This window comes from Haemophilus sp. THUN1692, from assembly GCF_059704395.1.
This window is the reverse complement of the sequence record NZ_AP046579.1, coordinates 1,878,964-1,902,485: the sequence shown is the minus strand read 5'-3', so window position 1 is coordinate 1,902,485 and position 23,522 is coordinate 1,878,964. Positions and strand designations below refer to the sequence as shown.

The following is a 23,522-nucleotide window of genomic DNA, read 5'->3' as shown; positions in this document are numbered from 1 at the left end:
AAGACTTGAATAAGTAGTCTTCACCATTATAAATATATAATAAATAAGGATTTTTTCTTATTTTTTTAGCAAAAGTGAAGAGGTGAAGACTATAATAGAAAAAAAGTTTTTTGATATACTGTGATTTATCAGATTTTGCCTTAGTAACCAAAATAGTAACCAAAAATAAATAAACTAAAATAAACTTATTTTAAATCAATATCTTATATAACTAATTCACTTCTCGCTCAGGCACCATTTGACTAAACAAAGCCCCGCGAAACCAATCGCGGGGTTTTGTTTTATCTACTATTATTGGATTTATCTTATTTCCCGTCTCATATTCCATCACAATACGATCTCTAGGATTCAATATCAAAAACAACAAACTATAGAAAATAAAACCTGCTTATTAGATATAGCAAAGAGTTTTCCTTGAATCCCATCCAAAGGCCTTATTTCATTATTACAAGCTATACAACATATCAAAGAAATTATCCCTTCTATAAGACCTAATCCTTATAAATGTACACAAGGTCCATATGAACGTTTTTCTTTATTAATTCAGCTCATCAATGTAAATACAAAAGAAAGAAGATAAAGAAAAGAATTAATTCTGATGCTTAATAACTTCCGTTTTAAATGGAGAAATGATTTATGTGCTGGAACAAAAGATAGCAAAAAGCCGCTAAATTTCTTTACCGGCCTTTCTGAATTTGGCTCCTCCTGCGGGACTCGAACCTGCGACATATGGATTAACAGTCCACCGTTCTACCGACTGAACTAAGGAGGAAATGGTGCCTCGAGGCGGAATCGAACCACCGACACGGGGATTTTCAATCCCCTGCTCTACCGACTGAGCTATCGAGGCGTTATCGTTATTGGCTACTGCCTGACAACGGAGCGTATTAGACTATTTTTTCGGGATTCGGTCAATACTTAAATTTAAAAAAATACAAAAAAACGTTGCGTTTGAATAGTTAATCATCAATATGTTTATTAAAACAACGAAATAATAAAATTATTTCAAAATAAACCGCACTTATTATAAAAATGCTCGATGGTATTTCCCAACGTGCATTTTTGATTATCTGAAAAATTTCAATTATCGTCTTACACGGAATTTTTTCTGTGCCTTATCAACTTTCAACAAATAATTGCGAGCCTGTGATGATGGGTGAGCCGTCGTTAGAATGCGATAAACTTGCTCTGGATACATTTGGTTAATTTTGTAAATCGCCATATCCTTATCATTATCAAAAACACGTAATACAGCGCCAGCACCACTATTATAAGCAGAAATCATTGCAAAACGTTTTGAGGTTGGGTTTGTAATCCCATCTAAATATTGATTTTGTAAAATCCACAAATAAGATACGCCAGCATCAATATTATTCGCAGGATCATATAAATAACGCGTTGATGGTTGACCGCCCTTTCCTTTCATTGCAAACACATCTCGACCTGCCGTATGAGGCACTACTTGCATTAATCCAATAGCATTTGCGTAGCTAATCGCATATGGGTTAAAACTCGATTCTGTTTGCATAATACCTAAGATCAAACTTTCATCAATGCCATAACGTTCAGCCGCTTTACGAACTAATGGTAAATATTTCTGTGCACGTACTTCTACGTGATTTGCAATCATTGGAATCGCAACAAATTGCACAGTATGCCCGTTTTGTAATCGACGAGTTTGTAATTTATTTTGAATCAAGTAAGTTGCGAAATTACTTGCGATAACTTGATTAGCAATTTGTTGCCCTTGATTATCCACAACCTGCCCCAAAAGGAATGGGCGAGAGCTAATCGGCACATCTCCAGATGCAAATAAATCAATACCTTTTGCATCCGCCCCCATTAACAAGGTATGGACAATAGCATTATGTAAATGATTTAGATCTTGTTGGGTTTCAATAACGATATTACCTTCATCAAAACTCACGTGGCTACGCGTATAAAAAGAATCTGTATATTTCACATAATCTTTTCGACTGGCCACTAACAATTCATTGACGCCCCAAATGCGGTCAATATTATGCGAGAATTGCCCTGTGAGGATATCTAACCCTTGCGTGTCTTTTGCAAAGGATTCATCATAATTCATGCCCCCACGATTCAATGAATCGCTACAAGCATACAAAAGCGGTAATAACGCTAATACTAGATACTTTTTCATTGTATAACAGCCAATTAATTTGATGGAGGAACATAACCTTCAATATGAACATCTTTACCTTCAAATAAAAAATTTACCATTTCTTGTTCTAACAATTTACGGTGTTCCGCATTCATCATATTGAGTTTTTTCTCATTCACTAGCATTGTCTGTTTCTTAATCCATTCGCCCCAAGCTTTCTTACTGACTGAATCAAAAATTCGTTTACCTAGTTCTCCAGGATAAAGTTGGAAATCTAAACCTTCCGCTTCTTGTTTGAGATACTCACAAAATACCATTCTTGCCATAATAATTCCTTGCAAATTGTATTAAAAGATTCTTCACAGGCTGAGCCAGCCCGATCTGTTCAGGATTTTGCGGATCATACCAATATTTAACCGCACTTGATAGATTTGATTGATATTCTTTTGGACTTTCCACAACTTTGCGCCAATCTAAATTAGCTTGCTCAATATTAATTCCACCGTTCATTTCTGCATAAATAGGATAGATATCTAAATGGAAATGGCTAAAGGTATGACGAAAAGCTGGCCATTCTTGATAATAGCTGACTTTTTCCTGAGCTAAAAAATTAAGTAATGAAGCTTTATCTTCAAATTGTGGAAAACAAAACAATCCGCCCCATAATCCCGAGTTTTCTCGCTGCTCCAAGCACACTTTGCCATTTTTAGATAAAATCAAAAAATAAGTGTCTTTTTCAGGCATATTTTTTTTAGGTTTTTTGACAGGAAACTTTTCCCAACTATGATTTTGATAAGCTAAGCACTCCAAATTTAATGGGCAAAGCTCACATTTTGGTTTGGTTCGCGTACATACCATCGCACCAATATCCATCATAGCTTGATTAAAATCCGCGACACGATCTGTGGGAGTAACCTGTTCCGTCAGCGTCCACAAATGATTTTCTACTTTTTTCTCACCAGGCCACCCTTCAACAGCAAAATAGCGAGCTAACACTCGCTTTACGTTGCCGTCTAAAATCGGATAAGGTTGATTTAATACAGAAGATAAAATAGCCCCAGCTGTCGAGCGCCCCACGCCTGGTAACGCCCAAACATGCATAAAATCTGTCGGAAAATTTCCATTAAATTCATCCCGCACTTTTTGGGCTGCTTTATGCAAATTACGCGCCCGGGCGTAATAGCCTAAACCAGACCATAAATGCAAAACTTCGTCTTGCGAAGCATTGGCAAGTGTGGTGATATTTGGAAATGTTTTAATAAATCGCTCAAAATAAGGAATCACTGTCGCGACTTGTGTTTGTTGCAACATCACCTCAGAAAGCCATACGCCATAAAGCGTTTTATCTTGTTGCCACGGCAAATGTTTACGGCCAAATTTGTCATACCATTTCAGCACAGATTGTGCAAAAGGTGCGTTACTTGAAGATTTTGCTAACATAAAAGAAAAGTGCGGTTAAAAATCTCAACGATTTTACACGAAAATAGGGCTTGTTTATCTGTATTTTTTCAGTATAATCCGCGATCTATTTGGTGCCAATTATGGCGTATTATTAACTCACGCGGTGTGGGAAGAAAGTTCTTATAGCGGCGTGGCTTCATTTTGAGGTTTTCTATGAAACAAGGTATTCATCCTGAATATAAAGAAATCACAGCAACCTGTTCTTGTGGTAATGTGATCAAAACTCGTTCAACTTTAGGTAAAGACATCAATCTTGATGTATGTGGTAACTGCCACCCATTCTACACTGGTAAACAACGTGTTGTTGATACTGGTGGTCGTGTTGAGCGTTTCAACAGCCGTTTCAAAATTCCAAGCACAAAATAATTTGGACTTGTTTAAAAAACCCCGCCAATTTGCGGGGTTTTGTTTTATCAAGAAGATAAAATTTTGCTCATTTCAACAAACTAGTTTACAAACTCATCGCATTCTCAACCTGAACAAAAAATCCTTTATCATTCAAAATAACACTGTAATCTGTTTGATAACTTTTTCCATCCGTCACCACTAAAGCATGGCAGCTTCGAATGCCTTTTTGTGGATAAAATTGCGTTTCTCTTGCTTGAAGAATTTGTTTCACCATCATACTGGTTTTAGTTGAATCGCCTTGCTGCTTAAATGCATCAGATAACACTTTTGACACAGAAAAATCATTACATTGTGGCACAATCACTAGCTTATAAACTGGTTTCTCCTTTGCTGCTTTTTCATGTTTTGCTGAAACAACTGTTGTCGGTTTTTTCTCGATAGATGTCTTAGGTTTCGAGCTAATTTCCTTTACCAAAGCTTTAGGCTTTTTGTCTGTCAATTTCACAGCTTGTTTTTTATTTTTAGTACTAATTTTCTTGGTTAGAACTAATTTAGTTTCTTTCGTTTTTTTAGTTTGTTGTTTTTTATCTAAAGATTTGGTTACTACAATTTTTTTATTTATTTGATTTTTATGTACTGGCACTGCATTAACTGATGTCGTAAAAAATGGCAACAACACCAAAATGAACGTTATCAATTTTCTCATTCATGTCTCCTTAAACATAAAGTGCGGTTAAAATTAACCGCACTTTGAATGTTAAATTAAAAAAGTAAAGCGATAAATTAAAGGTAGTAGTGTTCTACGTAATTTAATTTATCATCTAGTTTTAATACTAAAGGTTGGCCTGTTGGAATTTCAAAATCCATAATTTCAGCATCAGAAATACCGATAATATGTTTTGCCAACGCACGGAGTGAGTTACCGTGAGCAACAACTAAGACACGTTTACCAGAAAGCATTGCTGGTGCAATTTGGTCTTCCCAGAATGGAAGTGCACGCTCTAAAGTAATTTTTAAGTTTTCTGCATTTGGCACTACGTCAGATGGAATATTTGCGTAACGGCGGTCATTGTGTGCAGAATTTGGATCTTGTGGATCTAGATCTGGTGGAGAAATGTCATAAGAACGACGCCAAATATGAACTTGTTCGTCACCGTATTGTTCCGCAGTAGCTTTTTTATCTAAACCTTGTAAAGCACCATAATGACGTTCATTTAAACGCCAATTTTTCACTTGAGGAATCCATAATTGATGGGATTCTTCTAACACGATGTTACAAGTTTTGATTGCACGAGTTAGCACAGATGTAAATGCGATATCAAACTCATAGCCAGCATCTAATAATTTTTTGCCCGCTGCTTTTGCTTCTTCTACGCCGCGTTCTGTTAAATTTACATCACGCCAACCAGTGAACAAGTTTTTCGCATTCCATTCACTAAAACCGTGACGGATAAATACTAATTCCATAAGAATCTCCTAAAATTTAAGTAAAAGATAATTCGCACTTTATAGCAAAAATTGAGTATGTTTAAAAGCAAAAAGGCGAGTTTTCCTGATCTTTAGCAAAAAATAGGGGCTAAACTTTTTCGCCTTTTAACAAATATGATAAGATTTGTGCAATTTTAAGAATTTAGGAAAAATTATGCTGTATTCGGGATTAAACAAAAAAATATTGCCATTTTTTACCGCACTTTTTAATAGCGGTTTGTTGATTTTTTCCCCAATAAACCATGCTTCCGATCTTAACCAGATTCAAAAGCAAATTAAGCAACAAGAATCTAAAATTGCTGAACAAAAACGCGAGCAAGCTAAGCTACAAGCTAATTTGAAAAACCATGAAAGTAAAATTAATGCTGTCGTGGGTGAGTTACATGAAACAGAAATGAGCTTGAAAGAAATTCGTAAGCAAATTTCTGACTCAGATAAACAACTCAAACAATTGGAAAAACAAGAATCTGAACAAAAATCACGCTTAGCGAAACAAATGGATATGATTTATCGCTCAGATTTAAATCCTTCCGTTATTGAAAGAATGTTTTCTAAAAATGCGGAAAAAGCAGAACGCATGAAAGTGTACTATCAACATTTAAACCAAGTTCGAATCGAAATAATTGATAGTTTAAAAGCAACACAAGCTCAAATTGTATCCCAAAAAGAATCAATTTTAGGTCAGCACAAAAATCATCGAGATAAACTTTTAACGCAAAAAAAACAACAACAAGAATTACAAAAATCACAACAAGAACGTCAATCTACGCTAAATGAACTTAATAAGAATTTAGCGAGAGATCAAAATAAATTGGATAGCCTAAAGGCTAATGAACAAGCGCTCCGTCAAGAAATTCAACGTGCGGAAAAAGTGGCCTTAGAACAAGAAAAAAAAGAGCGTGAAGCGCTTTCACAACGACAAAAAACTGAAGAAAAAAGGACTTCAAAACCTTATCAACCGACAGCACAAGAACGTCAATTGCTTAACAGCACAAGTGGTTTAGGGATTGCCAAAAAACAATATTCTGCACCAGTTTCAGGGCTAACTTTACATAATTTTGGAACTATTCAGGCCGGTGAAGTTCGTTGGAAAGGTATGGTTATTGGGGCAGCAGCCGGAACTGCAGTCAAAGCCATTGCTGCTGGACGTGTAATTTTAGCTGGGTATTTGAATGGCTACGGTTATATGGTCATCGTTAAACATGGAGAAACCGACTTAAGTTTATATGGTTTCAATCAAGCTGTATTAGTAAAAGTTGGTCAACTAGTTTCTGCTGGGCAAACTATTGCTCAAGTGGGTAATACTGGTGAAATCTCTCGTTCCGCACTCTATTTTGGAATTAGCCGAAAAGGCACACCAGTGAATCCAACTGGATGGATTCGTTAATGAAACTTCTCATAAAAAGTGCGGTGAAAATTTTCATCATTTTTTCTACCGCACTTTATACTTCCATCTCTCTTGCACAAAATAAACTTGCAATTGTTATTGATGATGTCGGCTATCATCTCAAAGAAGATGCAGCTATTTTTGCAATGCCGCGTGAAATTTCCGTCGCAATTATTCCTGCTGCACCTCATGCTCGAGCACGTAATCAAGAAGCAAAATCTCAAGGCCGAGACATTTTAATTCATATGCCGATGCAACCGGTGAGTGCGGTGAAAATAGAAGATGGAGGACTACATTTAGGAATGTCTTCAGCGCAGGTCAATGATCGGGTAAATACAGCAAAAAATATCGTGAATTATGCCATTGGCATGAATAATCACATGGGCAGTGCGGCTACGGCTGATCCCCAATTAATGACTTATTTAATGACCGCACTTCAAGAAAAACATTTGTTCTTTTTAGATAGTCGAACAATAGGAAAATCTGTAGCAGGGAAAATAGCAAAAGAACAAGGTGTTCGTTCCTTAGATCGTCATATATTTTTAGATGACAGTAACGAACTAGCTGACGTTCAACATCAATTTCAAGCTGTAATTCAATATGCAAGGAAACATGGTACCGCGATTGCGATAGGACATCCTCGTCCAAATACCATTGCCGTGTTACAAGCAGGAATTAACAGTTTACCTGAAGATATCCAACTTGTCGGAATGAGCAACTTATGGCGTAATAAAAAAGTAATCCCGCCTAAACCCTTTGTTTTATTATTTACAGAAATGCCTGCCCCAACTTCAATGGAATCTTTTGAACCCGTAGGATTACTACGTGGAATTCCAAAATAAAAACCTGATTTTACAATCAGGTTTTTGTTTTATTTAGAAAGTGCATTTCTTAATTTACCTCGATGTCTTTCTAATAATGCCTTAGCCTCTAATTTTGATAAATTACTTAAAATCATCATAATTGCAAGCTTGGCATTTTGATCTGCTTCAATTAATGTCTGCTCAGCGAGCACTTTATCACAATCTGTTGCTTGCATCACAATGCGTACAGCGCGTGCTTTAAGTTTCTCGTTACTGGCTTGTACATCGACCATCAAATTCTCGTAACATTTACCCAATAAAATCATACTTGCTGTGGTCAGCATATTCAGTACCATTTTTTGTGCGGTACCAGATTTTAAGCGACTAGATCCCGTCAATATTTCAGGCCCAACAATAGTCTCAATCGCAATATCGGCTATCTCAGCCATCGCAGATTTTGGATTACTCGCAATAGAAATTGTCAAAGCACCAATAGATTTAGCGTACTGAAGACCCGCAATAACATAGGGTGTGCGGCCACTTGCTGCAATTCCTACTAATACATCATTTTTTGAAAAATTTATGCTTTGTAGATCCTCAATTACAGCTTTCGTATTGTCTTCCGCCCCTTCTACGGGATGACGAATAGCATGTTCGCCCCCCGCAATGATACCTTTGACCATTTCCGAAGATATACCAAATGTAGGAGGACATTCTGATGCATCCAATACGCCAAGACGACCGCTCGTCCCAGCTCCAATATATACTAGACGCCCGCCCTGTTGGAAAGCATAAACGATTTTATCTACCGCTAACGAAATCTCAGGCAAACATGCCTCAATAGCTAAAGGAATTTGTTTATCTTCCTTATTCATTAATCGAACAATATCTAAAGCACTTTGACGATCAATATCAACTGAATTCGGATTTCTCTGTTCCGTAATTAACGTGGATAAACTTTTTAATATAATGTCATTCATATTTTGGCCTTAGTCTTTAGGAAAAATAGCCCCCAAACTAACCGCTCTTTTCGCGCCAGTTACGCTAGACAAGTTTGCTGGTAAATTGTTCATTCGACAATAAGCTAACCAAGCAAAAGCAGCGGCTTCCACATAATCAATATCAAAGCCTTGCTCTGTCGTTGTGCTGACCTGCCAATCGAGTAAATTATCATGCAATCCACGCATAATTAAGCTATTCTTGGCACCGCCGCCACATACTAGTAAATGTTTTGGTAAATCTGTTTGGAGTTGATTTAGTGCATTAACAATGCTTGTTACTGTCAATTCAACAAGCGTCGCTTGCACATCTTCTGGGGCTAATGTCATTTTAGATGAAAGAGCGGTAAGTTCTACAGATGCTTTTTCTACTTTGTCCATTAACCAATCAAGATTAAATAGCTCTCTCCCTGTACTTTTGGGAGCGGGTAAAGAGAAAAAAGGTTCATTTAATAATTCCTCAAGCAGAACTTGATTCACGTTGCCTTTTGAAGCCCACTCACCATTTTTGTCATAGCGAAGACCTTGGTGTTTTTCTATCCATTGATCTAATAATGTATTACCTGGACCTGTATCAAAGCCAATTACAAGTTGATTAGGAAACAATATAGAAACATTACTAATCCCACCAATATTTAAAACAACTGTAGCAAAATTAGCATTTGAGAATACAGCTTTATGGAAAGCGGGTACAAGAGGAGCCCCCTGTCCGCCTAATGCCATATCTTTACGACGAAAATCACCAATAACCGATATTCCTGTTTTAGCTGCCAATAAATTCATATCACCTAGTTGCATCGTAAAAGGAAATACTGAAGCAGGAGAGTGCCATACTGTCTGTCCATGACAACCAATAGCTTCAATTTGACTTGGAATAAGATTATATTTTTGTAGAAAGCTATGTACACAATCACAATACAGTAAAGCAAGCTCATGATCGAGCTCGCCTAAATTTTGTAGAGTTGTTTCACCAGCTTGAATGAGTTTGGTTAATTTCTGGCGTAAATTTTCTGGCATAAGAAAAAAATCAGATAAGATAAGTCGAGGCTCTAGAGAAAAATCAACAAGAGCAACATCCACTCCATCTAGACTAGTTCCAGACATCATGCCAAGATAGTATTGAGGTTTCATACTAATTATTTTTATATTTAAAATTTGATAATTATATATCTAATTCAAAAAGAAAAATAAAAAGAATTATTAAATAATATGAAAAAGATATGAGTATAAAGATATTTTATGATTAATTGAAAAGAATATTTTAATGGCAGGGGCGGAGAGGCTCGAACTCCCAACACCCGGTTTTGGAGTTATGCAAACTGTGAATAGTTGGTAGCCATTAAGAAAATAAATAACAAATAATTCAATCAGTTATCCAATCAATCAAAACTGCAACACTTTTAATATACCATAAAAAAAATCTCACTCAACGCCACACTGACGACACATCTATACACATAATTTTTTTGCTTACCTAAAGATCTGATTTTTCACTTTTCTGCGTTTGTTTGCGTTGAAAGATCTGAAATAAAGGATCTGAAAGGCGCTATTACTGAAAAGGCTTTGGAAAGGATCTAAAATTGCGTTGAAATCGACATCTTTAGTGTGCGGGCGTGGCGAGGGTTTGACTGCGATTTTTCATGCGTACAATTGGGCGAAAAATCGGACTGAAATAAGGATTTAAGATTTGTCATATTGATTGATTTGATATAATACATTGGGGTCGTACTAATACTATACAGGACAAAAACAGCTCTTTTAGCAATAAAAAACCCGCATTTCTGCGGGCTGTTTATTTTTGAAAGGATCTAATTTAGTAATTTGTAATCGGAGAACGTGATCACTTCTTCCCCTACCCAACTATTAATCTCTTTCAATCGTTCCTGCAATGGAATAATCTCATTGATAAAGAATACTCGCGTTGCCTTTTCAACATCACCAAAACCGCCTGTATTATTCGGCACAATTCCCATCAGTTGCGGTGGCACACGGTGCGCAGCTAACACATCATCACGGCTAGCGTTCTTAATGTTTAGGAAGTCATCTTTAGCAATAGCATCAGACAACGGAATAACTTGCATCCCATCTTTCTTCCCATTTGGGATATACACAAATAAATTTTTAAAGTTGCCAGTGCCCTTGGTTTGTCTGATTTGCGTTTTGATTGCTTCAATATCGTCTTGGTTCTGTGTTGGATCGGTCATGTAAATAATCGAACCCGCATGCGCGCCATTCAGATAATATTTACGGCGGAACAATGTGGCACTTTCATTTAAAAAAGCAGATTGAAGTGCGGCCAAATATTCTGGCACACCATAAATCTCTTGATTCACATCGGGATTAATCAAGTTAAAGACAGAGCCTTTTTTAAATTCATATTCATCAAATCCATTCACAATCTGATAAAACACGCCAGCTTCAACACCGACACGCATATATTTAGCAAGGGGGGATTTGAGTGATACGACTTTACCAAACGAATTTACAGTTTTCTCAACATAAGCATTGCCAAAGACCAAGTAATCTTGCACCAGTTTTTCTAATTGAGTACGAGGTAAAAGTGCGGTTGTTTTGCATGTTGAAAGTAAAATGTTTTTCTTCACCGTGATCGCACTGTTGTGATGGGCTGAGGCATTTAAGGCTTTAGCCAAGTAACTTAAATTAATTGGCGGATTGTAATATTTTTCATACATCAACACGCTTTCGAAATAATTCAGTACTTCTGCACGGTCAAGCACTGGAATAGGTTCACCAAAGCTAAATGCCTGTGCTTGATTTCCAGTAGAAAGTGCGGTGGATTTTTTTGTGTTTTTGCTCATTGGGTTATCCTATTCAAAGGTAAATATTGTTGATTTGTTGCTTGATACATCGCCGCCTAAACCATAAGGCACATTTAAAATACAGTTCATGATTGCCCATGATAAATCGCCGTGGCTTGCATCTTCCGAACGGTCCGAAACATAAGTAATTTTCCCTGTGCCAGTAATGCGTTTTTTCACCGTCATAAAACTACTCACGATGTCATTGTCACCACTATCAAATTTAAGGCGACGTTTTTGAATTAAGTTTTGTGTTTTTAACACCATTTCATTTTTAAGATCGGCGTTATACTCTAGGCCCTGCGCCATTGGATAAAACTTTCTCACTTCCTGATAAACGCCCGACCCCATACCCGTTTTATCAATCACGATGCGAGTTACATTGTAATCATCACAAAACTGCTTAATGCGGCTTGCTTGTGTTTCGTAATCCATACCGTGAAAAGTTTGTTTATGTAAAACGCGATAATCTCCCCCTTCCACTTTCGGCGGTGCAACAATCACTAAGGCTGCACGGTCGCCAGTAAAAGCAGGATCATAACCTAACCACACTTCACGATTGCCGAATGGGCGTTGATAAAATGGCTTGTAATCGTACCATTCTTCTAAGCTATCCACTTGGCAAAGTTGCAGGTCCGAAAACTTGAAAGCAGAACTGTTGTCATCGGCAAATTGGCACAAAAACAACTGTTCAAATTCTTCTTTGCTGTTTTCTGCGATCAAATCGTCAATATTGAATAGGTTGCACCCACCTTCCATTGCATCATAAATACTTACAATCTGCTTCCATTGACGGTCGGCACAAAGTTTTCCGCTTTTTAAATTCTCGTGCGAAATGTCAATTTCAACTTTGTCCGCCTTGGCCCGATTTTTATTAAATGCTTTTCCAGAGAAAAACGCATAAGCAGGATGTGCAATCGTGGTCGGCGTTGAAAAATAGGTTTGGCGATACATTTTTTGCGCCGCCATACCTGATGCCACTTTTCGCATCACATCAAATTTAGGCACCCAAAACACTTCATCGAAATACAAATTGCCGTGGTAGGATTGAGCCGTAGCGGAGTTCGTGCCAAGGAAAATCAATTCTGCCCCATTTGGAAGTTTGATGGTTTCGCCTTTTAAATCTACATCTGCCGTTTGCTTGGCGTAATTCACAATGTACGATCGAAACTGCAAAGCCTGTTTTTTACTGGCAGATAAAAAAATCTGATTGTGCCCCGTCGTCAAGGCATCAATAAAGGCTTCGTGGGCAAAATAGTAAGTCGCACCGATTTGTCGGCTTTTCAAAATATTTCTGATTCGGTGTTCTTTCGCCTTGTGCCAAATTCGCTGATAATTAAACATTCCATCAAGAAAGCCATTAATCAGAGATTCTTCTTGCTCTTGATCAATGGCATTCGGTTCAGCTTTCTTCCGTTCGCCTTTGTTACGATTAGCCAGTTTGGGATTCAAATCCACTTCATTGCCGTCACCAAAAGAATATTTTTTCACTCTCGCCATCCGTTCCATTTGGCGACCAAGCAAATCAATTTCTTTATAATCTGAACCGCTCTTTTCTTCTTTCGCAATCAGCAAATTTAATCTTGTCTCAAGTGCTAATTCCACCCGACCGACAGGCGCAATATCGTCCCACTTTTCTCTGTCTTTCCAACTGGCTATCGTTGATGCAGGAATATTTAACTGGCGTGAAATTTCCGCGATTTTATAACCACTGAAATACATCTGCTGTACTTTACGTTTGATTTCCGCCGTCACTTCGGGGGAAGGTTGATTAATAACTTGTTCGTCCATTCCTAATCCTTTCTATTTACAACCGCATAATAGAAAGGGGGCGAATGTTAGTCTTTCCGCTTACTCTGTGAATCGACATACAACAAAAGCAACTCATAGACCACCAAAATTAAACCTTTCAGAATAATGGCAATCTTTGAATCAAACCAACCATCGCAAGGATAACCAATGGCAAAAAAATCTAAATGGGTCATTGTTGCAACTGAAGGGGCAACAACTGACGGCCGCACAATTCAACGCAACTGGATTGAAGAAATGGCCGAAAGTTACGATCCAAAAAACACCTATGGTGCACGTATCAATCTCGACCACATCAAATTCTCTTTATACATGCCAGAACTAGCAAATTCTCATTGCTTTGGTGATGTATTAGCCGTGAAAGCAGAAGAACGCGAAGATGGCAAATTACAACTTTTAGCTCAATTACAGCCAACTGATGCACTTATTGCCTTAAACAAAGAAGGGCAAAAAGTTTACACCTCCGTAGAAATTGACACCAATTTTGCAAATACAGGCAAAGCCTATCTCGTTGGTTTAGCTGTAACGGATAACCCTGCGAGCCTAGGCACAGAAATGTTGAGTTTCTCGCACAATGGCTTAAATGCCCGCAAGTTAAAAGAAGATAATATCTTCTCTGCAGCCATTGAAACAGAATTAGATTTCGAAGGTTGGAATGGAGATGAACATCAATCTGTATTCGCAAAAATCAAAGCATTATTTTCTAAAAAAGAAAAATCAGACGATGAACGCTTTGCTGATCAAACACAAGCCATTGAGCTTCTAGCTGAGCAAACCAAAGAAACCTTGGAAAAATTAACCGCACTTTCTAACGATTTAGCCAAACAAAAAGCCGAAATCGAAGAAATGAAAGCGGGTAATGAAGAAATCCAAGCAACCTTTGCAGAACTCAAAAAGCCGGTTGAATCCGAAAATCCTCGCCCTTTAGTTTACGGTGAACAATCTGAAACTGACGGCCGCTTCTTTTAATTTATCGTAGGAAAAAACCAAATGAATAAATTTACCAAACAAAAATTTAATGCTTACCTTTCTGGTGTTGCAGCAGATAACGGCGAAGATGTGGCATTCGTTGCGAATGGCGGTCAGTTTACCGTTGAGCCAACTATTCAACAAAAATTAGAAAATGCCGTGCTTGAAAGTTCTGATTTCTTGAAACGCATCAATGTCGTCATGGTGCAAGAAATGAAAGGTTCCGCATTACGTTTAGGCGTGCTTTCACCAGTGGCAAGTCGCACCGACACAAACACAAAAGCACGTGAAACCACTGACATTCACAGCTTGCAAGAAAACACCTATTCTTGCGAACAAACCAACTTTGACACACATTTAAATTATGCAACCTTAGACAGTTGGGCAAAATTCCCTGATTTTGCCGCACGTGTGGGCAAACTCAAAGCCGAACGCATTGCATTAGACCGTATCATGATCGGTTGGAATGGCACAAGTGCAGCCGCAACCACAAACCGCACTGAACATCCATTATTGCAAGATGTGAATAAGGGTTGGTTAGTCCAAATCGAAGATAAAGCCAAAGCCCGTGTGTTAAAAGAAATTGAAAAAAGCAGTGGCAAAATCGAAATCGGTGCAGGTAAAACCTATAAAAACCTTGATGCCCTTGTCTTTGCATTAAAAGAAGATTTCATTCCAGCACAATACCGCGACGACACTAAACTGGTTGCAATTATGGGGAGCGACTTATTAGCCGATAAATATTTCCCATTAATCAACCAAGAAAAACCAAGCGAAATTTTAGCAGGCGATACCGTCATTAGCCAAAAACGTGTGGGCGGGTTACAAGCCGTATCTGTGCCATTCTTCCCGAAAGGCACTGTGTTAGTTACATCGCTCGACAATTTGTCAATCTACGTGCAGGAAGGCAAAGTGCGTCGTCACTTAAAAGATGTGCCAGAACGCAATCGTGTGGAAGATTATTTATCGTCAAACGAAGCCTATGTTGTAGAAAACTACGAGGCAGTCGCCATGGCGAAAAATATTACCATTCTTGAGGCACCTACGCCTATTTCGCCTGTGGCAGCATAACGGAATCAATTATGCGCCCAACTAAACGCCATTTTCTAGAAGTTTCTGCCGCTATTGCTAATGCGGCAGAAACCGAAGATCTAAGCGACTTTACGGAATATGACAAAATGTGCCGTATTCTTGCTCGCCATCGAAAGGATTTAAAAAACATCCAATCGACGGAACGCAAAGCCGCATTTAAAAAGCAAATTTTGCCTGACTATCTGCCATGGATTGAAGGGGCGTTATCTGTTGGAAGTGGCAAACAAGATAATGTCTTAATGACATGGTGCGTGTGGGCAATTGACTGTGGCGAATATCATCTTGCCTTACAGATTGCTGATTATGCCGTTTTTCATGATTTACGTTTGCCAGAGCCATTTACCCGAACGCTTGGCACCTTGTTGGCAGAAGAATTTGCCGACCAAGCCAAAACCGCAAGAGCAGCCAATAAACCGTTCGACGAATCTTACTTAGCGCAAATCCAACGCATTACTGCCGATTGCGATATGCCAGATGAAAGCCGTGCGCGATTATTGCGTGAATTGGGCTTGTTATTGGTTGATAAGCACCCTGAACAAGCACTGGCATATTTAGAACGTGCTTTGGGATTAAACCAATCCATCGGTGTAAAAGGTGAGATTAAAAAATTGAGAAAACAGCTTAATTTGATTTTACAAGACGAATAACACGAATGATAAAAAAGAATGATTTTTCTAAATATTGTTATTTTATAGCAACCATCATATTCATTATAGGGTTCATTTCCCATTAATTATTAAAACCGAGCAAACCACGCAGCCGTCGGGCGGATTAAAAGTGCGGTCAAATTCTGACGGATTTATTGGCCGTACTTAATTTAATCCTCACCCGACTTTTTTATAAGGGTAAATCAATGAGCGACGGCACAATATCAGTCAAACTTGCCCCTGATTATGAAATGGGCGAAGTGCAGCAACAGTTAAATGATTACGATACGTCAGATGACATTATCAGTAATGATGGTTTCTTCCCCGATATGTCACTTGCTCAATTTCGTAATCAATACCGTGCAGACGGCACCATTACCACACAACGTTTACAAGATGCCTTGATTGAAGGAATGGCAAGCGTCAATGCGGAACTCTCCACGTTTAAAACACAAAGTAAACACGACGGTTTAGAACAGATCGCTGCCCCCTACATCAATGGCGAAAGCGTCCTGATTTATCGTTATAAACGTGCGGTAAGTTGCTTGGCTCTGGCAAACCTTTATGAACGCTATGCAAGCTATGACAGCACCAATGATGGCGAAAAGAAAATGGCACAACTCAAAGACAGCATTGATGAATTACGTCGTGATGCTCGCTTTGCGATTAGCGACATATTGGGCAGAAAACACGTCGATGCGGAGTTAATCTAATGCAAGTTTACGCACAACAAAATGACAATTTAGATGCCATCCTTTATCGCCATTTTGGACGAAGTGAAGGCTTACTCGAAATAACCTGCGAACTCAATCCGCATTTAATGGATAAGCCCATTATTCCCATTGGTACCCCTGTCATATTGCCAGAAGCTGATACAGAAAAAATCAGTGTTGCAAATGACACAATTCAACTTTGGAGCTGATATGCACGACACACCATCAAGAGCGTCTTACACATCAGGAATATTCTCTTTCTTAATTGGACGCATTGCCAATATGTTCTCAAATGTAAATTGGGCTGATGTCGCATCGATTACAGGTATTGTGATTGCTGTCGCCACCTTTCTTGTGAATTGGTATTACAAGAAAAAAGATTTTGAATTAAAAGAAAAAGAACTCGAACAACGGATCCATCATCATGATTAAACGTTCAGCTAAATACATCTGCGCCATATCCGCCGTTATTGGACTGGTGATTGCCACTCATGGGAATGAAATTCGAACCTCAGAAAAAGGCTTGTTACTGATTGGCAATGCAGAAGGTTGCATGAAAAAGCCCTATCAATGCCCTGCCGATGTTTTAACAGTCGGCATAGGCATAACCGATGCCGTTGAAAAAATTGAGCGCAATAAAATTTACACTTTGCAAGAAATTGCCGAATTATACGTAAAAGGCATTAAACAATCGGAAAAATGCGTTAATCAATATGCCAACGGGCAAACCATGCCACAAGGTGCATTTGATGCCTTAGTTTCCATCACCTTTAACGTAGGATGTGGCAAATTAAAAAATAGCTCACTTTTTAAAATGGCACGCCAAGGCTACAGCAAAGCTATGTGCGGTCAATTCGAACGTTGGATTTACGCAGCAGGAAAACCGCTAAAAGGATTAATTGAACGCCGTCAAAAGGAGAAAAACCTATGTTTAATTTCTTAACCGCCAAAGAACGAGGCATTTTACTTATCGGGCCAATATTGCTTGTACTCCTCATTATTTTCCTGGGATTTGAGGCGAATTATTGGCGAAAAGAAATGCTTAAAGAAGAACAGCTAAAACTGAAATGGCAAAACTCTTACATTGAGTTAAATCATAGCGTGCAACAATTTGCCGAACAGCAAGCACAGCTCATCCAAGCCGTAAATAACCTCAAAGCAAACCAAAATCAACAAACACAGGATTTAAAAAATGTACTTAAATCAAACCAAGATTGGGCTGACCGCCCTTTGCCTGATGATGTTAAACGCGTGCTCAACTCAACAGGAAGTCATTAAATCACCGATTCTTTGTCCGCAAACCACAGAGTGCAGTGCATATTCGCCACAAATTCGCACCAATGGCGAATTAGCCGAAGCCTATTTACAGACACAGCACCACCTTGATTTGTGCATTATCGAGAACTCAAGTTTAAAAAAATGCATGGATGAATTTAATAAAAAGGAACAGCCATGACAGATCAATTCGACCGAGCACAACAGCTCGAAGAAATGCAACGTGAAATCGCCTTGAAAAAACACCGCACTTTTAAAGCAGTAAGTCGCCTTTATTGTGAAGATTGCGATGCACCCATCCCAGAAAAGCGCAGACAAATGATTCAAGGCGTAACACGTTGCGTAGCTTGCCAACAAAGATTTGAAATGCAACAACGGAATTTCAAAAAATGAGAAGAACCACACTTTTCCTTGCTATCACTGCCGCATTGCCTTGTTTAGCAAATACCTACACCGTGCCATTTAGAGATACCGCATTTGGTAGATATTCAAATTATCCTGATGGAAGAATTACAGAAGTTTGCATTCATCAAGTCGGTTATTTGATGACAGACAATGGACATTTGACTGTGGCAGTGGATAAAGATAACCGTCCATTAATTTGCAGAGATACGCAAAATGAAAAAGCCCAACCAACTGCGCAAAATCCTTGAACAAAGTCACCCCGATTTTGTAAAAAATCCCGATCATCTACAACTTTATGTGGACGGTGGGCAAATCGTCGCAACGGGTGCCGCATCATTTAGTTTTGAATATCGTTATACACTCAATGTTGTAGTGACTGATTATGCAGGCGATATTGCCGCCTTGATTGTGCCAATGCTGGCTTATCTACGCACAAATCAACCTGAAATATTCGAAAATCCGCAAATTCGAGAAAATGCCTTTAAATTCCAAGTAGATTACAACAATAACCACACCGCTGACATTAGTTTCGAAATCCAACTCACTGAACGTGTCGTGTCGAAAAAAGACGGGAATAACGTACAGATCCATTACGCAAAAGAACCAGTATGGGACGAACCAACCCGAGTAAAAGTCTATTTGGAAAACTGGGATTCGCCAATTTTTGAGGGGGATATCGTCTAATGGCAACAGTAGAAGAAGTTCAGGCAAAATTGACCGCATTTATTGCCAATCTTTCTCCGCAGGCACGTAGACAACTTGGGCGAAAAATCGGGCAAGCCTTACGAAAAAGCCAATCGAACCGAATTGCACGCCAACAAAATCCCGATGGTTCTGCCTTTGAACCGAGAAAACCACGTAAAGAATTTAGAAAAAAGAAAGGGCGAATCAAACGCAAAGCCATGTTCGCCAAACTTCGCACCGCTCGACATTTAAAAGTGCGGTCAAATGGTAACGAAGTTTCAGTGGGTTTTAATGGTGGAGATGCTGCGATTGCTGCAATACATCAATACGGTTTAAGCTCCAGCCCATCTAAATATAAAGATTTCAAGGTGTTATATGCCCAGCGTGAATTACTGGGCTTTACAGAAGAAGATATTGAAATGATTGAAGATTTAATTATTGAGAAATTAAGTCTTTAGATTTGAGGTGTTTGCGAATGATGTGTATCCAATAGGCATAAACAGCTAATGCAGCCATACCGAGAAAAAAATTAACTTCGACAAGCCACAATACTGAGCCAATCATCAACATATAAATGAAAATAGCTGGAGCAGCAATGATCAGAGAAACAAACCAAGGCACTGCAATTACACCAAAACCAATTGCAAGCCCAAGTAAGCCAACAGACAGAATAAATAATGAAAGTATTGCAATCATATTTCCCCCTTTGCTTACTCGATTATTGAGCTAAATAATTAATCTTGTCAATAGTAAAGTGAATAAAAATGAATAATTTACAACTTACCGTCTTATTAAATGCCATTGATAAAATGTCTGCTCCAGCTCGCAGTGCATCTAAAAGCGTTCATGAGCTATCGGCAAAACTAAAAGAAAGCAAATCGATTCAGCGGCAACTAAATCAGCAAAATAAACAGCATCAAGCTGCAATGAAACAATATGCTTCTACTATCAACCCATTGAAATCAAAATTAGATTCACTAAATCAAGAATTAGAGCAAGCCAAACAAAAAGCAGCGTCTTATGCTCAATATATGAAGAATGCTCAACATCCTACTGCAGGACTTCAAAAGGAAGTAGAGAAAGCGAAAAGTGCGGTAAAAAAACTCAAGCAAGAACAAATTGATGCAGCAAATAAATTACAGCAAGCACGCCAAGAATTAGCAAAATCAGGCATTTCTGCAGAAAAACTCGCGCAAAAGCAAAGAGAACTGCAGAAAAATACCAAAAGTGCAACGGATCAAATTAAAAATCAAGAAGCCGCATTGAAAAAACTCAACGCTAAGCAGGCTGCTTATAATCAATATCGTGGGCAAGTTGAAACTCTCAAAAGTATTAGTGGAAAAGCACAAATTATTGGTGCCCAAGCCTCTGCTGCGGGTACAACGATCACTGCACCAATTGTCAATTCCATTCGAGATTTTATGTCGTTTGAAGATGTTATGGCGGGGGTTGCTCGCCAAGTTCCAGGGCTAAAAGACAAATTTGGACAATTTACCCCTAAATACGATGAATGGAAAAACAAGATTAAACAGCTTTCAACTGAATTACCTCTTACCACAAATCAAATTGGTGACATGGTTACTGCTGCAGCGAGAATGGATATTCAGGAAAATGAATTGGAAGATTTTATTCGCTTAAATACCCAAATGGCAACAGCATTTGATGCAGAAAACCCCGATGAATTAGTAGAGTTATTTGGTAAAGTACAGAAAAACTTTAAATTAACCACCAAAGATGCCAAAGAGCTAGCCGATACTATTAACTATTTAGATGATAATGCCATTTCAAAGGGGACAGATATTATTAATTTCCTAAATAACACATCAGGAATTGGTAATTTAGTCAAAATTAGTGAAAAGAATCTTGCTGCACTAGGTTCAACTTTATTAACGGCAGGAAACGAAGCCAGTACATCAGCCAAAGCAATCGAAAGTACGTTCAACCGTCTAAGTAAAGCCACTAGAATGAAACCCGTTAATAACGGACTAAAAGCGTTAGGTTTAGATCCAAAAGCGATTCAAAAAGCAATGGTAAAAGATGCTCAAGGTACGTTAATGATGATTGTTGAAAAAATAAAAAAATTGCCTAAACATTTACGGGCTGGCGTAATTAGCGATATTGCAGGCGGAAATTATAATACCCAATTAGCAGGGCTTGTTGCCAATACCGAAGAATGGCGCAGACAAATTGAACTGGCAAATAGTGAAGAAGCTAAAAATAGTATGGCTAGGGAATTCCAAACCCGAATGACTACTTTATCAGCAAAATGGCAATTATTTAAAAATCGTTTATTCAATGTAAATAGTTCTGTAGGAGCCAGTTTAAAAGATACGATGACTAGCTTAATGGACGGAGTTGGCTATTTGCTTGATAAAATCCAGACGTGGATTGATAAACATCCTAAATTAACCTCTACTATAGCAAAAACTGCAGCTGTAATCGGGGGAAGTTTAAGTCTATTAGGTGCATTAAGCCTTGCTTTAAGTTTTATACTCTATCCAGCTGCACGGCTATTTTTAGGCTTATCCAAACTAAATGTAATTCTTCCTAAATTTTCAGGACATTTATCATCTACAGGGCGGCTAATATTAAGAGGATTACTTTCCCCGCTAAAATTAATTGCACTGGCTATCAGTCCACTAGGGATAGCTTTATTGACCCTTGCTACATTAATTTATAAATACTGGCAACCTATTAAAGCCTTTTTCAGCGGTTTTTGGGAGGGCTTAAAATCAGGTCTCGCCCCCGTCCTTAAAAAATTCCAACCGCTTGGCACTGCATTTGGTGTGGTCGTTGGCTGGATTGAAAAAGCGGTAAAATGGTTTACTGATTTATTGTCTCCAGTACAAAGTACTAAAGAAGATTTAGAAGCTGCAGCCAGTGCAGGGAAAAAATTCGGAAATGGAATGGCGAAAGCGATTGAGTTTATTCTGACGCCATTAACACGATTAATGGATGGTATTAAATGGATTTCTGAAAATATGCCAAGTTGGGAGGGAATTAAAAATAGTGTATCTAGTGCATGGGAAAGCACAAAAAACACTTCGAGCAACGCTTGGCAATCAACAAAAGAAACGGTAGGAAGTGCTTGGGAATCATTTAAAGATTTCACTGGCTTTGGTTCAAACGGCAAAAAATTACCAAGTCAAAATTGGTCTGGCGGTTACACTGGCAATGGCGGCAAATATCAACCAATGGGCATTGTTCACGGTGGCGAATATGTGATGACCAAAGAAGCCACATCACGCCTTGGCGTCAATACACTCAACGCCCTTAATTACGGCAAACAAGCACTTATTGCGGGCGGTTTAGGTATCAGCGTTGCAACTGCCGCCCCTGTGCAAGTTGATACTCGTGCGCCCATTTCTGCTCGTCCAATGATTGCACAAACCAGCCAACCAATGAGCGTAAATATTACTGTCAATGCTGCACAAGGCATGGACGAACGAGCCATTGCACAGCAAGTGGCAAAAGAAATACAACGCATCGAAAACCAACGCCAAGCAAGGGCTAGAAGTTCAATGTGGGACAGAGCATAATAAAAGGGCGAAAGCCCTTTTTTGTTGTTTATTGTAAATAGAAGTGCTAGGATCGGCGAAAAATAGGAGGGTATCAATGAACAACAATGCACCTTTTATTCGTGAAATTATTGACCGCACGTCGCCAATAAAAGGCGAACGTGTGAAGGGTGACAATGCCAAAGATATTAAGGCAAATGTTCAAACCATTTTAAAAGCGCAACTTAGAGCCACACAATTAAATGCTAGAACGCAAACATATTCAATTAGGTAATAAAAAATAAAAGGGCGAAAGCCCTTTTTTGTTACCTATTATTCCACACTCTCCCCCACTCGCCACACCACACAATATTGCCAACAATAAGGCATTTTCTTTAACTGTGAATGCCTATGTCTGCTGAATTACAACGAAAACTAGACAACATTATCCGCTTTGGGGTGATCGCTGAAGTGAATCACGCTACCGCTCGTGCTCGTGTAAAGAGCGGTGACATTCTGACAGAATTTTTACCATTCATCACACTTCGTGCGGGTACAACTAAAACATGGTCGCCGCCGACGGTGGGCGAACAATGTGTGATGTTATCGGTTAGTGGCGAATTTACCACTGCCTGCATATTAGTTGGGCTTTACACTCAAAACAGCCCTAGCCATTCAGCCGACGAACACGTTATTGAATTTGCTGACGGTGCCAAAATTACCTATAACCAATCAAGTGGCGCATTAGTTGTGACAGGCATCAAAACCGCCAGTATTACTGTCGCTAATCAAATTGATATTGACTGCCCTACTATCAATATCAAAGGCAATGTGAATATTGACGGCTCTTTATCAACCACAGGCACAAGCACCACAAAAGGCAATATCAGCACACAAGGCAGTGTGACCGCAAGCGGTGATATTAAAGGTGGCTCAATTAGTTTACAAAACCACGTTCACGTTGAACAAGGCGATGGCCAACGAACCTCTAACGCGAAGGCATAG

General features: G+C 38.7%; 30 protein-coding genes and 2 tRNA genes. 20 read left to right on the top strand and 12 right to left on the bottom strand.

All coding sequences use genetic code 11. The annotated features are described in order from the left end of the window. Window positions 1-418: 418 nt before the first annotated feature. Window positions 419-580 carry a hypothetical protein gene (locus AC6H0A_RS09775; protein WP_367208820.1) on the top strand — a complete coding sequence of 54 codons (162 nt, stop codon included), beginning with the start codon at window positions 419-421 and terminating at the stop codon, window positions 578-580. Between the two features lie 116 nt (window positions 581-696). Here AC6H0A_RS09775 and AC6H0A_RS09770 read toward each other — a convergent pair. The 5 genes from AC6H0A_RS09770 to mutY all read right to left on the bottom strand — a co-directional run bounded on the left by AC6H0A_RS09770 (window position 697) and on the right by mutY (window position 3,562). Then, window positions 697-772: transfer RNA gene (locus AC6H0A_RS09770), tRNA-Asn, on the bottom strand. 2 nt (window positions 773-774) lie between these two features. Beyond that, window positions 775-850, bottom strand: a tRNA-Phe gene (locus tag AC6H0A_RS09765). Window positions 851-1,084: 234 nt separating this feature from the next. Further along, window positions 1,085-2,161, bottom strand: coding sequence for a membrane-bound lytic murein transglycosylase MltC (mltC, locus tag AC6H0A_RS09760; RefSeq protein WP_005641208.1), 1,077 nt, complete (start codon window positions 2,159-2,161; stop codon window positions 1,085-1,087). Between the two features lie 14 nt (window positions 2,162-2,175). Next, on the bottom strand, window positions 2,176-2,448 hold the full coding sequence (locus AC6H0A_RS09755) for an oxidative damage protection protein (RefSeq protein ID WP_005625838.1): 273 nt from the start codon (window positions 2,446-2,448) through the stop codon (window positions 2,176-2,178). Then, complete coding sequence (mutY, locus tag AC6H0A_RS09750) at window positions 2,426-3,562, bottom strand: A/G-specific adenine glycosylase (RefSeq protein WP_005641207.1); 1,137 nt, start codon at window positions 3,560-3,562, stop codon at window positions 2,426-2,428. Before mutY ends, AC6H0A_RS09755 begins: the two co-directional genes overlap by 23 nt. 174 nt (window positions 3,563-3,736) lie before the next feature. Here mutY and rpmE point away from each other — a divergent pair, with 174 nt between their 5' ends. Then, window positions 3,737-3,949 carry a 50S ribosomal protein L31 gene (gene rpmE / locus AC6H0A_RS09745; RefSeq protein WP_005625828.1) on the top strand — a complete coding sequence of 71 codons (213 nt, stop codon included), beginning with the start codon at window positions 3,737-3,739 and terminating at the stop codon, window positions 3,947-3,949. An 85-nt stretch (window positions 3,950-4,034) separates the two neighbouring features. Here rpmE and AC6H0A_RS09740 read toward each other — a convergent pair whose 3' ends face one another. Beyond that, window positions 4,035-4,637, bottom strand: a complete 603-nt coding sequence (locus AC6H0A_RS09740; protein ID WP_044232603.1) for a hypothetical protein — start codon at window positions 4,635-4,637, stop codon at window positions 4,035-4,037. Window positions 4,638-4,714: 77 nt separating this feature from the next. After that, on the bottom strand, window positions 4,715-5,398 hold the full coding sequence (locus AC6H0A_RS09735; protein ID WP_005625827.1) for a 2,3-diphosphoglycerate-dependent phosphoglycerate mutase: 684 nt from the start codon (window positions 5,396-5,398) through the stop codon (window positions 4,715-4,717). 175 nt (window positions 5,399-5,573) lie between these two features. Here AC6H0A_RS09735 and envC point away from each other — a divergent pair, with 175 nt between their 5' ends. Both envC and AC6H0A_RS09725 read left to right on the top strand, forming a co-directional pair. Beyond that, on the top strand, window positions 5,574-6,806 hold the full coding sequence (gene envC / locus AC6H0A_RS09730; RefSeq protein WP_044232600.1) for a murein hydrolase activator EnvC: 1,233 nt from the start codon (window positions 5,574-5,576) through the stop codon (window positions 6,804-6,806). Further along, window positions 6,806-7,648, top strand: coding sequence for a divergent polysaccharide deacetylase family protein (locus AC6H0A_RS09725; protein WP_044232599.1), 843 nt, complete (start codon window positions 6,806-6,808; stop codon window positions 7,646-7,648). Before envC ends, AC6H0A_RS09725 begins: the two co-directional genes overlap by 1 nt. A 29-nt stretch (window positions 7,649-7,677) precedes the next feature. Here the strand turns inward: AC6H0A_RS09725 and murQ are convergent, their stop codons facing one another. From murQ to AC6H0A_RS09705, 4 genes are all read right to left on the bottom strand, one after another. After that, window positions 7,678-8,589, bottom strand: a complete 912-nt coding sequence (gene murQ / locus AC6H0A_RS09720) for an N-acetylmuramic acid 6-phosphate etherase (protein ID WP_005641200.1) — start codon at window positions 8,587-8,589, stop codon at window positions 7,678-7,680. Window positions 8,590-8,598: 9 nt separating this feature from the next. Continuing rightward, complete coding sequence (locus tag AC6H0A_RS09715) at window positions 8,599-9,738, bottom strand: anhydro-N-acetylmuramic acid kinase (protein WP_005641199.1); 1,140 nt, start codon at window positions 9,736-9,738, stop codon at window positions 8,599-8,601. Window positions 9,739-10,415: 677 nt separating this feature from the next. Continuing rightward, window positions 10,416-11,426, bottom strand: coding sequence for a phage portal protein (locus AC6H0A_RS09710; RefSeq protein WP_005641196.1), 1,011 nt, complete (start codon window positions 11,424-11,426; stop codon window positions 10,416-10,418). Between the two features lie 9 nt (window positions 11,427-11,435). Further along, window positions 11,436-13,217 carry a terminase large subunit domain-containing protein gene (locus tag AC6H0A_RS09705; protein ID WP_005641194.1) on the bottom strand — a complete coding sequence of 594 codons (1,782 nt, stop codon included), beginning with the start codon at window positions 13,215-13,217 and terminating at the stop codon, window positions 11,436-11,438. Between the two features lie 168 nt (window positions 13,218-13,385). Between AC6H0A_RS09705 and AC6H0A_RS09700 the strand changes: the two genes are divergently transcribed. From AC6H0A_RS09700 to AC6H0A_RS09640, 13 genes are all read left to right on the top strand, one after another. Then, the gene (locus tag AC6H0A_RS09700) at window positions 13,386-14,204 is read left to right on the top strand and encodes a GPO family capsid scaffolding protein (RefSeq protein WP_005641191.1); all 819 of its coding nucleotides are present in this window, start codon (window positions 13,386-13,388) and stop codon (window positions 14,202-14,204) included. 21 nt (window positions 14,205-14,225) lie between these two features. Continuing rightward, window positions 14,226-15,275, top strand: coding sequence for a phage major capsid protein, P2 family (locus tag AC6H0A_RS09695; protein WP_005641188.1), 1,050 nt, complete (start codon window positions 14,226-14,228; stop codon window positions 15,273-15,275). An 11-nt stretch (window positions 15,276-15,286) separates the two neighbouring features. After that, a complete protein-coding gene (locus tag AC6H0A_RS09690) occupies window positions 15,287-15,943 on the top strand; it encodes a phage terminase small subunit (protein WP_005641184.1) in 657 nt (218 codons plus the stop codon). A gap of 206 nt (window positions 15,944-16,149) precedes the next feature. Continuing rightward, window positions 16,150-16,656 (top strand): head completion/stabilization protein, encoded by a 507-nt coding sequence (locus AC6H0A_RS09685; RefSeq protein WP_005641180.1) that lies wholly within the window; start codon window positions 16,150-16,152, stop codon window positions 16,654-16,656. Next, window positions 16,656-16,865: a tail protein X gene (locus tag AC6H0A_RS09680; RefSeq protein ID WP_005641176.1), complete on the top strand. Its 210-nt coding sequence runs from the start codon at window positions 16,656-16,658 to the stop codon at window positions 16,863-16,865. Before AC6H0A_RS09685 ends, AC6H0A_RS09680 begins: the two co-directional genes overlap by 1 nt. A 1-nt stretch (window position 16,866) precedes the next feature. Beyond that, window positions 16,867-17,088: a phage holin gene (locus AC6H0A_RS09675; RefSeq protein ID WP_005641173.1), complete on the top strand. Its 222-nt coding sequence runs from the start codon at window positions 16,867-16,869 to the stop codon at window positions 17,086-17,088. Further along, window positions 17,081-17,599, top strand: coding sequence for a lysozyme (locus AC6H0A_RS09670; protein ID WP_005641170.1), 519 nt, complete (start codon window positions 17,081-17,083; stop codon window positions 17,597-17,599). Before AC6H0A_RS09675 ends, AC6H0A_RS09670 begins: the two co-directional genes overlap by 8 nt. Then, window positions 17,584-17,934 (top strand): hypothetical protein, encoded by a 351-nt coding sequence (locus tag AC6H0A_RS09665; protein ID WP_005641167.1) that lies wholly within the window; start codon window positions 17,584-17,586, stop codon window positions 17,932-17,934. Before AC6H0A_RS09670 ends, AC6H0A_RS09665 begins: the two co-directional genes overlap by 16 nt. Next, entirely contained in the window at window positions 17,849-18,112 is a 264-nt protein-coding gene (lysC, locus tag AC6H0A_RS09660; protein WP_005672206.1) for an Rz1-like lysis system protein LysC, read from the top strand. Before AC6H0A_RS09665 ends, lysC begins: the two co-directional genes overlap by 86 nt. After that, window positions 18,109-18,324: a TraR/DksA family transcriptional regulator gene (locus AC6H0A_RS09655; RefSeq protein WP_005641165.1), complete on the top strand. Its 216-nt coding sequence runs from the start codon at window positions 18,109-18,111 to the stop codon at window positions 18,322-18,324. The genes lysC and AC6H0A_RS09655 overlap by 4 nt, the downstream gene beginning before the upstream one ends. After that, window positions 18,321-18,584, top strand: a complete 264-nt coding sequence (locus AC6H0A_RS09650) for a hypothetical protein (RefSeq protein WP_044232595.1) — start codon at window positions 18,321-18,323, stop codon at window positions 18,582-18,584. The genes AC6H0A_RS09655 and AC6H0A_RS09650 overlap by 4 nt, the downstream gene beginning before the upstream one ends. After that, window positions 18,550-19,020 (top strand): phage tail protein, encoded by a 471-nt coding sequence (locus AC6H0A_RS09645; RefSeq protein WP_005641162.1) that lies wholly within the window; start codon window positions 18,550-18,552, stop codon window positions 19,018-19,020. Before AC6H0A_RS09650 ends, AC6H0A_RS09645 begins: the two co-directional genes overlap by 35 nt. After that, window positions 19,020-19,478 carry a phage virion morphogenesis protein gene (locus AC6H0A_RS09640; RefSeq protein ID WP_179230751.1) on the top strand — a complete coding sequence of 153 codons (459 nt, stop codon included), beginning with the start codon at window positions 19,020-19,022 and terminating at the stop codon, window positions 19,476-19,478. Before AC6H0A_RS09645 ends, AC6H0A_RS09640 begins: the two co-directional genes overlap by 1 nt. On the opposite strand, the gene AC6H0A_RS09635 is transcribed toward AC6H0A_RS09640, so the two are convergent. After that, window positions 19,456-19,716, bottom strand: a complete 261-nt coding sequence (locus AC6H0A_RS09635) for a hypothetical protein (protein WP_005641158.1) — start codon at window positions 19,714-19,716, stop codon at window positions 19,456-19,458. The two genes, AC6H0A_RS09640 and AC6H0A_RS09635, sit on opposite strands and share 23 nt — an antisense overlap. 68 nt (window positions 19,717-19,784) lie before the next feature. On the opposite strand from AC6H0A_RS09635, the gene AC6H0A_RS09630 reads away from it, so the two are divergent. The 3 genes from AC6H0A_RS09630 (at window position 19,785) to AC6H0A_RS09620 (ending at window position 23,522) form a co-directional block, all read left to right on the top strand. Beyond that, a complete protein-coding gene (locus AC6H0A_RS09630; RefSeq protein ID WP_497512630.1) occupies window positions 19,785-22,559 on the top strand; it encodes a phage tail tape measure protein in 2,775 nt (924 codons plus the stop codon). Window positions 22,560-22,635: 76 nt separating this feature from the next. Further along, on the top strand, window positions 22,636-22,812 hold the full coding sequence (locus AC6H0A_RS09625) for a hypothetical protein (RefSeq protein WP_005641154.1): 177 nt from the start codon (window positions 22,636-22,638) through the stop codon (window positions 22,810-22,812). 110 nt (window positions 22,813-22,922) lie between these two features. Then, complete coding sequence (locus AC6H0A_RS09620; protein ID WP_005641152.1) at window positions 22,923-23,522, top strand: phage baseplate assembly protein V; 600 nt, start codon at window positions 22,923-22,925, stop codon at window positions 23,520-23,522.

Bases quoted from the DNA above. Each gene is read 5' to 3' on its own strand.
- mltC (WP_005641208.1), bottom strand. From the start codon at position 2,161: ATGAAAAAGTATCTAGTATTAGCGTTATTACCGCTTTTGTATGCTTGT.
- AC6H0A_RS09755 (WP_005625838.1), bottom strand. From the start codon at position 2,448: ATGGCAAGAATGGTATTTTGTGAGTATCTCAAACAAGAAGCGGAAGGT.
- mutY (WP_005641207.1), bottom strand. From the start codon at position 3,562: ATGTTAGCAAAATCTTCAAGTAACGCACCTTTTGCACAATCTGTGCTG.
- rpmE (WP_005625828.1), top strand. From the start codon at position 3,737: ATGAAACAAGGTATTCATCCTGAATATAAAGAAATCACAGCAACCTGT.
- AC6H0A_RS09740 (WP_044232603.1), bottom strand. From the start codon at position 4,637: ATGAGAAAATTGATAACGTTCATTTTGGTGTTGTTGCCATTTTTTACG.
- AC6H0A_RS09735 (WP_005625827.1), bottom strand. From the start codon at position 5,398: ATGGAATTAGTATTTATCCGTCACGGTTTTAGTGAATGGAATGCGAAA.
- envC (WP_044232600.1), top strand. From the start codon at position 5,574: ATGCTGTATTCGGGATTAAACAAAAAAATATTGCCATTTTTTACCGCA.
- AC6H0A_RS09725 (WP_044232599.1), top strand. From the start codon at position 6,806: ATGAAACTTCTCATAAAAAGTGCGGTGAAAATTTTCATCATTTTTTCT.
- murQ (WP_005641200.1), bottom strand. From the start codon at position 8,589: ATGAATGACATTATATTAAAAAGTTTATCCACGTTAATTACGGAACAG.
- AC6H0A_RS09715 (WP_005641199.1), bottom strand. From the start codon at position 9,738: ATGAAACCTCAATACTATCTTGGCATGATGTCTGGAACTAGTCTAGAT.
- AC6H0A_RS09710 (WP_005641196.1), bottom strand. From the start codon at position 11,426: ATGAGCAAAAACACAAAAAAATCCACCGCACTTTCTACTGGAAATCAA.
- AC6H0A_RS09705 (WP_005641194.1), bottom strand. From the start codon at position 13,217: ATGGACGAACAAGTTATTAATCAACCTTCCCCCGAAGTGACGGCGGAA.
- AC6H0A_RS09700 (WP_005641191.1), top strand. From the start codon at position 13,386: ATGGCAAAAAAATCTAAATGGGTCATTGTTGCAACTGAAGGGGCAACA.
- AC6H0A_RS09695 (WP_005641188.1), top strand. From the start codon at position 14,226: ATGAATAAATTTACCAAACAAAAATTTAATGCTTACCTTTCTGGTGTT.
- AC6H0A_RS09690 (WP_005641184.1), top strand. From the start codon at position 15,287: ATGCGCCCAACTAAACGCCATTTTCTAGAAGTTTCTGCCGCTATTGCT.
- AC6H0A_RS09685 (WP_005641180.1), top strand. From the start codon at position 16,150: ATGAGCGACGGCACAATATCAGTCAAACTTGCCCCTGATTATGAAATG.
- AC6H0A_RS09680 (WP_005641176.1), top strand. From the start codon at position 16,656: ATGCAAGTTTACGCACAACAAAATGACAATTTAGATGCCATCCTTTAT.
- AC6H0A_RS09675 (WP_005641173.1), top strand. From the start codon at position 16,867: ATGCACGACACACCATCAAGAGCGTCTTACACATCAGGAATATTCTCT.
- AC6H0A_RS09670 (WP_005641170.1), top strand. From the start codon at position 17,081: ATGATTAAACGTTCAGCTAAATACATCTGCGCCATATCCGCCGTTATT.
- AC6H0A_RS09665 (WP_005641167.1), top strand. From the start codon at position 17,584: ATGTTTAATTTCTTAACCGCCAAAGAACGAGGCATTTTACTTATCGGG.
- lysC (WP_005672206.1), top strand. From the start codon at position 17,849: ATGTACTTAAATCAAACCAAGATTGGGCTGACCGCCCTTTGCCTGATG.
- AC6H0A_RS09655 (WP_005641165.1), top strand. From the start codon at position 18,109: ATGACAGATCAATTCGACCGAGCACAACAGCTCGAAGAAATGCAACGT.
- AC6H0A_RS09650 (WP_044232595.1), top strand. From the start codon at position 18,321: ATGAGAAGAACCACACTTTTCCTTGCTATCACTGCCGCATTGCCTTGT.
- AC6H0A_RS09645 (WP_005641162.1), top strand. From the start codon at position 18,550: ATGAAAAAGCCCAACCAACTGCGCAAAATCCTTGAACAAAGTCACCCC.
- AC6H0A_RS09640 (WP_179230751.1), top strand. From the start codon at position 19,020: ATGGCAACAGTAGAAGAAGTTCAGGCAAAATTGACCGCATTTATTGCC.
- AC6H0A_RS09635 (WP_005641158.1), bottom strand. From the start codon at position 19,716: ATGATTGCAATACTTTCATTATTTATTCTGTCTGTTGGCTTACTTGGG.
- AC6H0A_RS09630 (WP_497512630.1), top strand. From the start codon at position 19,785: ATGAATAATTTACAACTTACCGTCTTATTAAATGCCATTGATAAAATG.
- AC6H0A_RS09625 (WP_005641154.1), top strand. From the start codon at position 22,636: ATGAACAACAATGCACCTTTTATTCGTGAAATTATTGACCGCACGTCG.
- AC6H0A_RS09620 (WP_005641152.1), top strand. From the start codon at position 22,923: ATGCCTATGTCTGCTGAATTACAACGAAAACTAGACAACATTATCCGC.